The following is a 13,713-nucleotide window of genomic DNA, read 5'->3' as shown; positions in this document are numbered from 1 at the left end:
CCATCCAGGAATGTCAAAGCGAGGTTCTGCATGCCCTCCGGGTAAAAAAACCAGCCGCGTCTCAGCAACTGACGCTGTTGTAGTGGAGCGTTTTGAAATCGCTATTAGCAATATCAATAAGTTGCGAGATTAACTGTCGAACTCGGGTGGTCTCATCTTCTGCGGCGGGACATGCCTGGAAGTTTGGCTTTTTGATCCATCCCCTACGGCAATTGCGGATCAAGTATTCCTACAGCATGTATTGTACGCATCCCTACCTGCCGAACGTAGACGCCAACTATCTGGATGTGACCTATACCCCGGGAGGATTCTGGAAGGGATTATCTCTGCGTAACCGTCTGGCTATCGATCATAGCAATCCCTATGCGAACTATCACGGAACCTTTATTGATGATCGTTTGATGTTGCAGTACGCCTTTTAAGGGCGTTTAAGTAAAGTGATGTGGTATTGATTTACGGTGTAGGCGACCTCCTCCCCATCGTTTTTGATGGGAGTTTGGCTCTGCTTCGGCAGAGCCGTTTTTAGGCAAAACCATGCATTAGATTCAGTGTGGAAACTATTGTTTCAACTATGTTAAATCTACTATTAAGGAGTGATATCATGAAAAAAATGTCCATAATTCTGGCGATGTTAACTGTTGTTTTTTGTGGTGTTGCACAGGCGGATATTACCACAAATACCGGTGTTCCATTTCCTGATTCTTATCAAAAGCAGAATGACTGTGGATATTGTCAGCCAGCCCAATCTTATTCCAAGGAGTTGAGGGCTGAAAAAAAATCGATGACGCCAAAAAAAGTGAAACCAGATGTATCTTCTTCTTCAAAGAAAGTCACTATGGTAACAAAATCTCAACGCAAATCTTCATAACATTTAATGTCAAGAAGAGGTGGTTGCTAGTACTGTTTGGTACAAGTGCGCCATTTTAGGTTGCATACGGTTGTAACTATCTACGACGCTTAGTTAGGAGACATTCATTCAATTTGGATGTTGATTATTGAAATTTAATGACGAAAAACGGAGTTTTTGAGTGCCGCGATCCCAGTAAAATCCTGGCGATGGATAATGCAGTACAAAAATCTCTTCTTCAAGACGAAGGGAAAAATGCCGGAATGGGGCTGGACGCTTTCAAGTTACCGGCCGAGAAACTCTTCGCAGCCTGAAAAAAGGGCCGCAAGGCCCCATCTCAGTGCGCCAGGGCGACTGCAGTGTAGATTTCAGCGCAAGTCGTGGCCTAAAGGGACACTTTCGCCTCGGACAGGCTACAGGGCAACTCCAGGAATCAATAAAAAATGCCCAGCCACTTATATGAACTCGAAATATAACTTTAACGTAATATTATGGTTGTGTTTTTTTTGGGGTTCGATATATTTGTAAGAATATAATGTATGCGGGTCCGGTTATTGAAGGGCTCGCTTTGATTTCTCGGGGAAGGCGCGCGTGATGCGTCATATCCGGCCGTATATTGATAAGAGAAAATGAACATGGAACAGAAAAGATCTGCCGTCCTGAATTTTCCCTTCCGTAATGACGCGGTCCTGTCGGTGGATGGTCCGCACTGCCCTGGTTCGGAAGCGCGGATATCTGTCGTTTTGGCGATGTGGATTCCATTGTATGTCCGGTCATCACCGTTAGGCATTTCCACGAAGTGATATTTCCCACCTGCTGGGTGGGCCGAGTAGCCGGTGCCCGTAGCTAACGAGCTGACCAAATATGATTTTCATTATATATATAGAGAGCATGCCATGGAGGTTTTATTCCACCTTGCCGCCGTATCCGGAGGCATTCTTTATCTGATGCCGCTGCTATTGTTGGTGGTGCTTGTCGTGGCTTTGGAGCGGGGCTGGGCGCTGATCATGATCCGGCGCAAGGGCGACGATCTGTTACGCGATCTACAAAGCAGAAAAGGCCGGGAATTCCTGGAAATGGAACTGGCCAAGACGCCATCCTGTCCGCAACAGGTGGTATTCGCAGCGGTTCTCGCATCCCATGATCTGACCAGTGGCGAAGCCTACGCCGAAGAGGCGATGCTCGCCCAGGCGACCTTGCTGGACCGGGGCTTATGGATTCTGGATACGGCTGTCACCCTGGCACCTCTACTCGGCCTGCTGGGTACCATCATCGGGATGTTCAATGCCTTTCAGATATTGGGTAATCCGGATACCGCGCCAACGGCCATTACCGGCCATGTGGCGGAAGCCCTGGTGGCCACGGCAACGGGTTTGGCCATTGCCATTGTGGGCCTGGTGTTTTTTAACGGACTTCAGCAACGGGTCCGTCTGGTGCTGCATCAGATGGAAAGGATCAAGGTGAGCACCCTGAATCGTCTCTACCGACAGCCTGTCAGGACCCATGGAGATGCCTCCGTCAGCCTGCTGGCACGGCGAGGGGATGTCTGAGATGCGTTATTTCGATGCCCGCAAGGGGCGCATCGAGATCATTCCCATGATCGACATCATGCTTTTTCTGTTGGTGTTCTTCATCATGATCACCTTGCGCATGATTCCCGCGACAGGGGTCAGCACCCACTTGCCGACCAGCAGCAATGCCCAGGTTTTGCCCAAAACGCCTCTGGTGGTGGAGTTGCACAGCGACGGCCGTCTGCTTTTTCACGATAAAGCGGTGACGCTGACCCAACTGGAGCAGCAGTTGACCCAAAACGACGCCAATCACCCGCAGGTCATCCTGGCGGGCGCGAAAAATGTGACTCTGCAGCAGTTGGTGAGCGTCATGGATGCCTGCCGCCACGCCGGCATCAGCCAGATGGGCATCGCTACCCGTGCGGGGCGGTCGTGAGTACGCTGGCGCTCCCCTCCAACCCGCAGCCGCCCAGGGCCGTGGTTTTTCTGCTGGCTCTGATTCTGGAAGCGGGCATTCTGGCGGTTCTGGCTCTCTGCTTGCGGCCATCACATCTGCCCAGGCCGGTGATCACTCCGCCCATGGCGGTCCAACTGGTTTCCTGGCCGCACCCTGGTGCCACTCCACAACCCAGTCCCCATCCGCCATCACCCCGGACCACTGTGCCGATAGCACCCAAACCCGTTCCCGCTCCGCCCAGGCTGTCGCCGAGACCGCCGCGCGAGGTCAAAGTGCCGCTCCGCACTCCGCGCCTGGCGCCGACTAAGCGGGTGGCACCCGCAGCCCCGTCCACAATCTCCCGCATGCCCGCAGCTGTGACATCGGCCGCAGCATCACCTGCCGTACCCGCCTTAGCTCCATCTCCTCCGGCCCCGGCGGAAACCCGCCCCAGCATTCCTGCTTATGCCCGCAACCCCGCCCCGGAGTATCCCCAATCGGCGCGTTGGGATGGCGAGGAGGGCACCGTAATGCTGCGAGTACTGGTCAGCGTGTCCGGCCTGCCGGAAAAAATAACGGTAGCCCACAGTTCCGGCTACAGCAGCCTGGATCGGGCGGCAGAACAGACTGTGCGGCACTGGCGTTTTACCCCCGGCACCCGCGACGGGAAAGTCGTGCCCATGTGGGTAGAGATACCCATTCGTTTTCGTTTAAATAATGGCAGTTAAAAGGAAAAAATATGACAACTAGAGAGCGTTTACTCATTGATGTAAATCATGAAATAGAGACGTTAAGGCAGTATCTCGGGACATCCGGTCATCATCCGGAAGTCGGAGAGTTCAGCGAGATCATGGCCCCGGCAACAGCCTATTGGACTTATCCCGATGTAATTTCTCCCGCGCCCCATGTTTTTCGGATCGCCGGTGAGCAGAAAATCCGTGATCTGGTTATTTATCACCATCAATTACTTTTTGCGAGTCCGCTGAAAGATATTTTTGGTGATAGTGAAAAACGCTTTGAGATCATAGCAAACAGGACAGCGGATTTTCACGTCGAAGCTTGCGGTGGCCCCAAGTACTACAGTTCAGTGCGCGGTTCTGCCAGCCTGGGAATCCGGCATTTACCTTTTACCATTACCGAAGCGGATCGGGAACTCTGGCTGGACCTCTACGCAAAGAGCCTGGTCGACACCGGGTTTCCATTAGATGCCGGAGAAATCTATTGGCGATGGATAGAGTCCGTTTCTTTGCGGGTGATCAATCGTCGCGGCCGCGCCTTACCGCCTGAAAGGGTGTCTTTCAATCAGGCAATGAGCAAAGCGCGTGAACTTGCAGAGTGCGCACTATGACTATTTTTCCTAAGCGCCGGCTTTTTCTGGGCATGGTGATATTTGCGGTGATCACCAGTATTGCCTTGTTCCAGAGCGCGAACGCGCAAGTTGTCATAGATATGTCCGGGAAAGCGGTAAACATTCCCCAACCACTCCACAAGGTCTTTGGTAGCGCACCTCCGGTCAATGCCCTCATTTACACCCTGGATCCCCGTCTTCTCGCCGGATGGAATCTGCCCCTGTCGCCATCGCAACGCCAATATCTGGATCCGGCGGCGCGTCAACTGCCTGTCCTCGGTGGTTGGTTCGGGCAGGGCTACAACGCCGATATCGGCACGATTTTACAGGCGCATCCTGATCTTATCGTATTCTGGTATCCCTATATGGGTCCGCAGGCGAGTGTGGTGAGCAAATTGCGTGCGCTGGGACTGCCGGTATTCAATATAAAACTCCATAATCTGACGGATTATATGCAGGCGTATCGGCTGCTTGGTGAAGTGTTTAATAAGCAGAAACGTGCCGACAAACTCATCCAGTATCTTTCTGAAAAAAATGACGCGCTGCAAAAACTCCATACCCGGATTCCAGAACAGAATCGGGTAACAGTGTATTTCGCCGGTAACCCCGATGGATTACGCAGTGGCTGTGATGAGTCCATGCCGACCGCCACCATACAATGGGCGGGAGGTGAAAATGTTTTTCACTGTACGGTCAATCATTTTCAGGGTTATCAGCAAGTCAGCTTGGGGCAGCTACTGCGCTGGAATCCCAAGGTGATTGTCACGGATAACCCGATATTTTTGAGCAAGGTATATACCAATCCTGCATGGGCACCTTTGCAGGCAGTGCAGCGCCATCGCATTTACTATATTCCCCAGCAACCCTTCAGTTGGTTCAACAGGCTGTATTCATTCATGCAGATACTGGGCGCGCAATGGCTTGCCCATAAGCTCTATCCCCAACAGTTCGCCTTCAACGACAAAGATATCCAGCATTTTTATCAGCAGTTTCTCGGAGTGAAAATCAGCGATACCCAGCTTCGGGAGATCATGCAGCCATGACTCGCATCGGGCGACTCCCCATTCTTTTTGTCGCGCTTCTCCTTGTTTCGGCTGGTTCTTTACTGATCGGTCGCTACCCGATTCCTCTCTCAGCACTCGGGGCTGCCGTTTCAGGTACTAATCCGCTGTTACACGCCCTGCTTATCCATGTGCGCCTTCCGGAAATTCTGGCGGCAGTCATGATCGGGGCGGCCTTGTCCGTGTCCGGCAGCACTTTCCAGGCGCTGTTCATGAATCCCCTGGTTTCCCCTTCCATTTTGGGCGTGTTGTCAGGCGCGGCTTTTGGTGCGGCACTGGGCATCGTTCTGGGTTTACCCTGGGGCCTGGCTCAAGTCATTTCCTTTGGATTCGGCCTGCTCGCCGTGCTCGTTGCGCTGTTCATCTCCCGGCTCTATCCCGTGAATCCAGTGCTGATGCTGGTACTTGGGGGCATCATCAGTGGCGCTTTGTTCACGGCTCTGTTGACTATGGTGCAATATCTGGCCAACCCCTATACCCAGCTTCCGACCATCGTTTACTGGCTGATGGGAAATCTCAGCGGGGTTCGATTGAGTGAGCTGCGTATAATGGCGATTCCCATTATTCTGGCCGTGCTTGCCCTGACCGCTCTCGGAAAAACCATGAATGTGTTGAGTATGGGCGACGAAGAAGCGCACGCCTTGGGGGTTTCGGTACATTGGGCCCGCATATGGATCATTGTTATAGCCACCATCGCCAGTGCTTTGACGGTTTCTCTGGCGGGGATGATCGGCTGGGTGGGGCTGATCGTTCCGCATATTGCCCGTTTCATGGTCGGACCGGATAACCGCCTACTGATCCCCGCCAGTGCATTGATGGGCGGTCTGTTTTTGGTCATTGCCGACGATATCTCCCGCACCGTTTTTCCAGTGGAAATCCCTTTGGGAGTAGTAACTGATCTGGTCGGTATCATCGCCTTCGTGCTGGTTTTGCACCGCTTGCGTAAGGGGTGGAAGGTATGAATCTTTCTGCCTCACAGTTGGCTTACGCTTATGGTCGCCGGACCGTTTTGGAGAATATCTCTCTCGAAATTCGTCCTGGAGAATCTGTCGCCCTGTTGGGTGCCAATGGTAGCGGCAAAAGCACCCTGATTCGTCTGCTATTGGGGATTATTCAGCCCCTGAGCGGGGAGATCCGGATCGATGACATCCCCCTTTCTGCCCTTACGTCCAGAGAGCGCGCTCGCCGTCTGGCCTATGTTCCTCAGGATCATGGGGCCGTGTTCCCTTTCCTGGTGCAGGATGTGGTGCTGATGGGTCGGATGCCGCACCAATCCTGGCTTGGGGGTGCGCGCGCCCATGACCGGGCAGAAGTGGAAAAAGCTCTGGAGCGCCTGGGTATTGCTGATCTTGCGCGCCGATCCTATACCGAATTGAGCGGTGGGCAGCGACAACTGGTGCTGATCGCCCGGGCGCTCGCGCAGGAAGCGCCCATCCTGATTCTTGATGAACCCGTGACCGGCCTCGATTACGGCAATCAACACCGCCTTATGGCGCAAATCCAGGATCTGGCGCGTAGTGGCTTTGCCATTTTACAGAGCAGCCATTATCCGGAACACGCATTGGCGGCAGCTACCCGGGTTCTTCTCCTCAAGGATGGTCGCGTGCTGGCCGATGGCCCTGCGGAAAGCGTGATTTGCTCAGATCACATGCGCGCATTGTACGGTGTAGATGTTGAATTTGCGGACCTTGGTGACGGTCGGCGTGTCCTTGTTCCCGCTGCAAACCAAAAACTTCCCTTAGTTGTATGACTTGTTTTATTCGGAGAAAAATCATGTTGAATTTCAAACAGCCCCGCCTATCCCGCCAGTTACTCAAGATGGCTTTGTCATTGGCTATTTCATCAATCGCAACGCAACAATCGGCCATGGCCGATACACCTGTACTCCCCATGGTAGAAAGCACTGCCGCCAATTTGGGAAGCACATCCGGAAACTCCACAACTGCACCTTATTCCTCCCCGCTGAATTCGACGCAAACAGAAGAAACCATTACCGGTCAAGCCATCTCTGCCATGAATCCCACTGGAGATTTTGCCCAGAGTCTGGCAAACCTGCCAAATATGAATATCGTGCCCACCGGCAATAACGGTATCGACGGATCCAACATATATATGCGGGGTATGGATCAGTCTCTCATCAACTTCACCATGGATGGGATACCAATCAACGCGCCCATCGGCTACAGTTTTTACTCTAATGAGAACCTGCCGCCACAATATATTTCCGCCATCAATGTTAAACCGGGAGCCGGTTCTGCTGCCACGATTGGTAACGCCAATTTTGCTGGTACGATTGCCATACATTCGGTGACTCCATCCGAGCATTTCTCGGCAACTCCGTTTTATGGATACGGATCTTTTGGTACGCAATCTTACGGTGGAGTCATCAACAGCGGAGAAATATTAGGCGGCATCATTCCTACCAGGATTTTCCTGGGTGCGACCAGCACCAGAAGCCATGGCTATTTTTACAATACACAAAGCCATAAATACACATTTATTTTTAAATCCATCAGTCATATCGGGCCGGGACAACTTACCTTATTTTTCTTTCAGAATAACCAGACCTGGAATTTTTATAATGGTGCCACCGATCATGAAATTGCAACCTATGGACGGCGTTATAGTGGTAATTCGGCCGATCCGGAGTCACCAAATTATTATGGGACAAACTTCAAAAATTTCTTGAACTGGCAGTCTTATGTGAAATATGCCTTTCACATCGGCAGGCTGGAGCTTTCTGATCAATATTATTATTTCTATGGTAAGGGTGGTGGCACTTTCACACAAAACAATCGCTCGGCTCCCGGTGGATTCTATCTGGCTACCAGATTATTTCCGGTACACGAATTTGGAAACATCTTCAAGGCACGCTACCCTTTTAGCACCGGCAGCCTCCAAGCAGGAATTTGGGTAGACTCTGATAATGAAACCGCATTTCAGTACCAGTCGAACCTGTATAACCGATTTACCGGTGCCTTGGTGTCGGCACCCGTCAATCAGCCGGTCGTGACAGAAAGCGTTCAGCCCTATGTGCAAGGGGAATGGTCACCAGTTACTCATTTACGCCTGACTACCGGAGTGAAATTGTTAAACCTGCATCGGACCTGGCGCAATTATGTGAGTAAAGAGGAACGGACGGCAAACTTCAACCAGTGGTTACCCTCTTTTGGTATGAATTACGCGCTCCAACCCGATTGGCATCTCTATTTCAATTACACCCGCTCCGCCGAAGCGCCAAGTTCCAGCCAGCTTACCGCCAGTTATTTCAACAGTGGTCTCCAACCGGAAATTGCAAACAGCTATGAAGTCGGAACGTACTGGCATCAAGCAGCATGGGGCGGTCGTTTCACGGCATTTCGCACTAATTTCGAGAATTACATTCTGTCAACGCCTGTAGTCATCGGGAATCAGGTGTTCAGTACCCAGAGCAATGCGGGTGCTGCCATTTATCAGGGGCTGGAATTCAGCAACACCTACCAGATCACTCCCTGGCTGTCTGCATTTGCCAATTTCGGCATTCTGGATGCGCGTATGACTTCTAAAAATCAGCCGGCCTTGCAAGCTCCTCACCACACCGAGGCTGTTGGCTTAAACGTAAAAACGACGCACTGGCAGGGCATGCTGGCGGTACAGCAAATCGGTTCTCGATATTACGCCACGAGCGCAACGGGCAATTCAAAACTGGGTGGGTATGTGGCTGGTAACCTCAGCGTTGCTTACGACACGGGAGCGATTTCCTTATGGAGAGGCTACAGCCTACCTAATTTGCAAATCTCTGTGCATGTCAACAATCTGTTCAATAATGATTACGCACTCAGCGCTTCACCCAGTACCAGTTCGGCAGGTGCCGCCTATCAGTTGGCGCAACCCATCAACGCATTTGCTCAAATAAGCACAACATTCTGAGCGTTATTCGTTAATAGGGTCCCCTCAGAATTTGGAACTTAAAGTACGTTAGGCTTGTGGAGCCTGGTCTGTGTGAATCTGTTCGGAAAGGGTCGGTTTCGGTCTGGGGGGCTGCATGGCTGTAGGAAAGTAGGAGAAAGGCATTTCGGATGCAAGCTATAGTCGCGGCAATTGCCTATTTCTGCACGTCCAAGCAGGCTATACTATTAATCACTTATGGATTAATTAGGAGGGAGTTATGGAATCCAGTTTACGTAATCATCTGAAGGGTAAAGTGGTTGAAATCATCAAAGACAGCGTGGTTTCGGAAGTCGTAGTGGAGACCTCTGCAGGTATGATTACCTCTGTGATTACCACACGGAGTGTCGAACGTCTTAAACTCAAAGAGGGTGACGAAGTTTTCGCTGCTATCAAAGCCAGTGAAGTCAGTATCGAAAAACCCTGAAGCGACCTTTCCTGGCGATCCACCGTAACGCAGAGCAGGGCGTGTCGCTGTTCGATTACCCTGCAACTGCTGCCACGGATTCTCGGCAATGGCGAGTGTTTTACTAACTGCTATTGCCTTGGTCATTCCCAAGCGGTGACTATATCGCCGTTAAAATTTATAGGTAAACATCACCCGATTATAAACGAAGGAGTGCTGAGGGGAGCCGGGGAATAAGCCCTGCACGCCGCCATTGCCGACCTCCACCTGATCCCGCAAGCACAGCCCTTTGAACATGCCCTGCGGAAAATAGCTGACGTTGAAGTGGGTCCAGTTGCTGTTGCCGGAAAAGTAAGTGGTGAACTGCGAATAGCCGGCGGTGAGTTGTACCTCTTTGGGCAAAACCCAGTAAGCGGCGCGGACCCGCCAGCCATGTCCGGGGCCGACACCCACCAGACCCTGAATCATGCTGTCCACATACAGTGGGTCCGCCGTATAGCCGACGGTGTAGGGAGAGATAATGGCTCCACCACCGAGGGCGTGAGCGTGTAATTCGGTAGCATCATAGCCCCACCATAAACTTCCGTGGGGAAAGCTGACGCCGGTTTTGATTCCCCAGTTGGTACTGTTGACGCCTTGTCCGGATTGACCAAACAGAGTGGTTCCAGTGCTGGCAAAGGCTTCTCCGGCACCCCATTCCCGGGTGAACTGGGCGTCTACAAAGGGTTTGAGGACGAAGGATGTCGGCAGGGCGTAGTGGCCGCTCCAGTAGAACATGTTGGCAAATTGATCAAACTGATAAAACCAGGCATCAGTTTTGGCTGTGAGCCAGTGGTATCCGGCACCAAAGGCGAGTACCCCGTTGCTGGCCGGAGTGTCGGCGGGCAGGACGTTGGGTCCACCATAGAGAGAGTCACCATCATAGTGGCCAGGGTAATAGAGATTGTCCCGGTAGAACTGGTCAGTAGTACGGTCCTTCCAGCGGAAAATCCGCAGGGCGCTCAGGGTCAGCCCACTGACGGGATGAGCCTCCAGGGTAACACCCTGATAGGTGACGGGAATGACGCGGCCACCCACCCGATTCAGCCAGGGAGTATCGACCAGTTGATTGCCGACCTTGGCGGTGATCCAGTGATCCTGATATTCCAGGTAGGCTTGTCCAAGCGCGTTGACGGAGGGACTATCGCCCATCAGGGTCTTATCGACCCGGTCAGGATTGCTGGCGAGGGTACCCATGGCGTTGGCCGTATAAAAACTGACTCCTACCCGGAATCCCGATAAAAAAGGAGCGGTTAAAACATTGATGCGTCCTGCCAGAGAGTAAGCATAGGCGTTGGGCGTATCCGCTGTGCCGTACAGACGGCTGAAGTAGTAAGAGCGAATTTGTCCGTCGATTTTGCTTTTTGCAAAAAACTGGCCCAGGGTTTCAGCCTGAGCATGGACGCAGCTCAGTATGCTGGCGGCAGTCATGGCCGTTACGAGCATTTTTTTCATGAAAGAACTCCAAATATAGCGATGGTTAAATGCGATAGGTTTTTTGATATATAGCGAATGGCACTCAAGAGCAGCGAAAGCGGTGACGAAACAGACAATCAATCCATGAGCTGTTGGTAATGCAGCAAGCCGGACATGAACTATGTCCGGCCCGCATCAGGAAACGAACAGGCGCAGAAAAAACTTACTTCAGGACGGGGCCTTTGGGTTCGCTGTATCCGGTTTCCTTGAACATGGCCTGGCCCTGGGGGCTGGTCATGAAATGGATGAACGCCATGCCCAGTTTGGGATCAGGTGCGTCGCTGGGCACTGCCGCATAAAACACCAGCGGCTGGGTGTGGACGGTTTTGGTTTTGCCATCCACATTCAGGGTGAAATGGACCTTGCTGTACCAGTCCTTGGACATGGCCGGATCGCTGAGATTGATTTGATCGGGCAGGGTAATGTAGGGCAGATGCAGGGATTTTACGGCGCTTAAGTAACCCGAAGAAGCCGCCATCTGACCACTTTTGAGTCGCGCCAGCAGGGAGGCTTCGGTGAAAATCTGCTGCTGGTTCTCGACGGGGCCGAGAATGTTTTTGACCAGATCCGGCTGGTGATAATACTTTTCTGCCAGCATGAAGGTGAAAACAATGTTCTGTCCCTGCGGGTCGGTTTTGGGGTCGGTACGGCCAAAACGCACGCCCGGCATTTGCAATACCTTGTACCAGGGCATTTTACCCGCAGCCGCCTTTTCAAAATCCTTGGCATAGGGGCTGTTGGGACTATAGGCAATGCACATGGCGGTGCTGGCTACGGGATAGGCTTCCTTGACCAGACCGGCTTTCATGAGGACTTCAATGGGTCCGGGAGTGATGGAGACAAACACATCGGTGCGCAGTTTGTGTCCGGCGATGAGATGTGCCAGACCATAGGCTCCTTGTCCTTCTCCTTGATAATTGACCTTGTGCGCTTTGGCAAAGGCCGGCCCCAGGTGCAAATCCATGACGGCACCCATGGAGCCGGCATAGGCGACGCGAAAGTCCTGAGCACTGGCGATGACCGGCAGGGTCATCAGGGTAGTGGCAGCGATGAGGTAAACAGCGGTGTTGCGTGGTTTCATTGTGGGTGTTCTCCTTTTTGAATATATACGATCATATATAACGATACCCAAGACATCGGTCAAGTACTTCATCAAAAATTCCTCCGCCGCGCTTTCTGCTGCAGGTACATGGACTTTTGGAGATTCGAAAGTTTGTTGGCTTGCTGGTAGTCAGCCTGCGCTGCTACGCGGGCCACGTGTGCAGCTGTCCGGGACTCCGAACGTGCTGATCAATCGGCAGCATTCCGAAGCGGCGCAGTGCGTGATTACTGCCATCTACCATTGGCCTCTGGACCCGCGCGTGAAGCCGCAGGTACTCAGCGCGGAGCCCAGGCCGGTTCATTAGTCTGCCCGGCAATAGATAAAAAATGCAGGCCTTTGCCGTTGATGGCTACTTCACCCAATACCTTCTGACCACCACGATGGGTGGCAAAAACAATCATGCGACCATCACGCGCAAAGCTGGGATGCTCGCAGTTGCCACCGTCATACAGCACCTGCACGCCACTGCCATCGGGCCGCATTTCCGCCAGGGAAAGCACGCCACGATAGGCATGCACAAAAGCAATCCAGCGACCATCCGGCGCGTAGGAGGGCGAGACATTGTAGCCTCCGGAATAGCTCAGGCGCTGAATGTGGCTGCCATTAATCCGCATCTGATAAATCTGGGCGCTGCCCTGACGGTTGGACACAAAAACCAGATGATGGCCACCGGGTGACCAGCTGGGGCTGGTGTTGACGGTTCCGCTGCGAGTCAGTACCTGTTCATGACCAGTTTGCAGATTTTCCCGCACCAATTCGGTGCGGCCGCGCTCCCAGACTTTGGCGAAGGCCAAATACTGACCATTGGGCGAAAAGGCCGGGGCGCTGAGCGCCGTGCCCTGATCGGGAACCTGATGACGCTGACCGTTGGCGAGATTCTGAATGTAGATCACCGAGTGCCGATGCCGGTAGGTCACATAGGCCAGTTGTCGACCCCGGGGGGACCATGCCGGAGAAATAATCGGAATTTTACCCCGTAAAATGCTGTGCGGATTCCAGCCATCGGACTGGGCAACGTCCAGATCGTAGTGGCTTCCCTGCTGATTCACATAGGCAATATGGCTGGCAAAAGGACCTGGTTCACCGGTGATCTGCTGATAAAGCAGATCGGCCACTTCCTGGCCGACCATGTGATAGCCTTCCGCATCACTGACGTAGCGCCGTCCGGCCAACATTTTGTGGGTGATCAGACTGACGGCGTCTGCATCGACCACATAGCCGCTGCTGGTTGGATGCACTTTACCGACTACCATGGCCAATGCCCCGGTTTTTTCCCATTGGGCGACGTTGATGGCGGCGGCGGAATGCGGGTCGTCCGGATAAAGCGCGGGGTTGATGACCGAAAAATAGCCACTGTGTTGCAAGTCGTAGCGCACAATGCTGGCAATATCCGGCTGACCTGCTGGTCCGGAACCAAAAGATGGAACCGCCACGGGCGCCGAACTGCTGACGGCCTTGCTGATGTTGACGGTGAGGGCGCTGGCGCTCAGTGGTAGGGCGCTCAGTGCCATGAGCAGGGCGATACGACGAATAGGCCATTGCATGGAAGGCTCCTGGTTT

At 52.9% G+C, this 13,713-nt stretch carries 15 protein-coding genes; 12 read left to right on the top strand and 3 right to left on the bottom strand.

The features are described 5' to 3' along the window. Window positions 1-191 precede the first annotated feature (191 nt). The 12 genes from BLW97_RS13070 to BLW97_RS13020 all read left to right on the top strand — a co-directional run bounded on the left by BLW97_RS13070 (window position 192) and on the right by BLW97_RS13020 (window position 9,557). Window positions 192-422 carry a hypothetical protein gene (locus tag BLW97_RS13070; protein ID WP_075323377.1) on the top strand — a complete coding sequence of 77 codons (231 nt, stop codon included), beginning with the start codon at window positions 192-194 and terminating at the stop codon, window positions 420-422. A gap of 179 nt (window positions 423-601) precedes the next feature. After that, complete coding sequence (locus BLW97_RS13065) at window positions 602-868, top strand: hypothetical protein (protein ID WP_075323376.1); 267 nt, start codon at window positions 602-604, stop codon at window positions 866-868. Between the two features lie 137 nt (window positions 869-1,005). Further along, window positions 1,006-1,161 (top strand): hypothetical protein, encoded by a 156-nt coding sequence (locus BLW97_RS19660; RefSeq protein WP_169829320.1) that lies wholly within the window; start codon window positions 1,006-1,008, stop codon window positions 1,159-1,161. 582 nt (window positions 1,162-1,743) lie between these two features. Continuing rightward, window positions 1,744-2,397 (top strand): MotA/TolQ/ExbB proton channel family protein, encoded by a 654-nt coding sequence (locus tag BLW97_RS13060; RefSeq protein ID WP_065973973.1) that lies wholly within the window; start codon window positions 1,744-1,746, stop codon window positions 2,395-2,397. After that, window positions 2,390-2,794 carry an ExbD/TolR family protein gene (locus tag BLW97_RS13055; RefSeq protein WP_226860572.1) on the top strand — a complete coding sequence of 135 codons (405 nt, stop codon included), beginning with the start codon at window positions 2,390-2,392 and terminating at the stop codon, window positions 2,792-2,794. Before BLW97_RS13060 ends, BLW97_RS13055 begins: the two co-directional genes overlap by 8 nt. Next, window positions 2,791-3,522 (top strand): energy transducer TonB, encoded by a 732-nt coding sequence (locus tag BLW97_RS13050; protein WP_075323375.1) that lies wholly within the window; start codon window positions 2,791-2,793, stop codon window positions 3,520-3,522. Before BLW97_RS13055 ends, BLW97_RS13050 begins: the two co-directional genes overlap by 4 nt. Before the next feature lie 11 nt (window positions 3,523-3,533). Continuing rightward, on the top strand, window positions 3,534-4,142 hold the full coding sequence (locus BLW97_RS13045) for a globin domain-containing protein (RefSeq protein ID WP_065974950.1): 609 nt from the start codon (window positions 3,534-3,536) through the stop codon (window positions 4,140-4,142). Beyond that, window positions 4,139-5,185 carry an ABC transporter substrate-binding protein gene (locus BLW97_RS13040; protein ID WP_075323374.1) on the top strand — a complete coding sequence of 349 codons (1,047 nt, stop codon included), beginning with the start codon at window positions 4,139-4,141 and terminating at the stop codon, window positions 5,183-5,185. Before BLW97_RS13045 ends, BLW97_RS13040 begins: the two co-directional genes overlap by 4 nt. Then, entirely contained in the window at window positions 5,182-6,165 is a 984-nt protein-coding gene (locus BLW97_RS13035) for a FecCD family ABC transporter permease (protein ID WP_065980195.1), read from the top strand. The genes BLW97_RS13040 and BLW97_RS13035 overlap by 4 nt, the downstream gene beginning before the upstream one ends. Beyond that, entirely contained in the window at window positions 6,162-6,953 is a 792-nt protein-coding gene (locus BLW97_RS13030; RefSeq protein ID WP_075323373.1) for an ABC transporter ATP-binding protein, read from the top strand. Before BLW97_RS13035 ends, BLW97_RS13030 begins: the two co-directional genes overlap by 4 nt. Before the next feature lie 23 nt (window positions 6,954-6,976). After that, window positions 6,977-9,112 (top strand): TonB-dependent receptor, encoded by a 2,136-nt coding sequence (locus BLW97_RS13025; protein WP_075323372.1) that lies wholly within the window; start codon window positions 6,977-6,979, stop codon window positions 9,110-9,112. 238 nt (window positions 9,113-9,350) lie between these two features. Beyond that, on the top strand, window positions 9,351-9,557 hold the full coding sequence (locus BLW97_RS13020) for a TOBE domain-containing protein (RefSeq protein WP_065975096.1): 207 nt from the start codon (window positions 9,351-9,353) through the stop codon (window positions 9,555-9,557). A 150-nt stretch (window positions 9,558-9,707) separates the two neighbouring features. Here the strand turns inward: BLW97_RS13020 and BLW97_RS13015 are convergent, their stop codons facing one another. The 3 genes from BLW97_RS13015 to tolB form a co-directional block, all read right to left on the bottom strand. Further along, complete coding sequence (locus tag BLW97_RS13015; protein ID WP_031576005.1) at window positions 9,708-11,030, bottom strand: OprD family outer membrane porin; 1,323 nt, start codon at window positions 11,028-11,030, stop codon at window positions 9,708-9,710. Window positions 11,031-11,214: 184 nt separating this feature from the next. Beyond that, a complete protein-coding gene (locus BLW97_RS13010) occupies window positions 11,215-12,132 on the bottom strand; it encodes an extracellular solute-binding protein (protein ID WP_075323371.1) in 918 nt (305 codons plus the stop codon). A gap of 296 nt (window positions 12,133-12,428) precedes the next feature. Further along, a complete protein-coding gene (gene tolB, locus BLW97_RS13005) occupies window positions 12,429-13,697 on the bottom strand; it encodes a Tol-Pal system beta propeller repeat protein TolB (RefSeq protein ID WP_075323370.1) in 1,269 nt (422 codons plus the stop codon). Window positions 13,698-13,713: the final 16 nt, after the last annotated feature.

It is taken from the genome of Acidithiobacillus albertensis, from assembly GCF_001931655.1.
Classification (GTDB): domain Bacteria; phylum Pseudomonadota; class Gammaproteobacteria; order Acidithiobacillales; family Acidithiobacillaceae; genus Acidithiobacillus; species Acidithiobacillus thiooxidans.
Note: the sequence above shows the minus strand (reverse complement) of the source record. Positions and strands in the feature narration are given on the sequence as shown.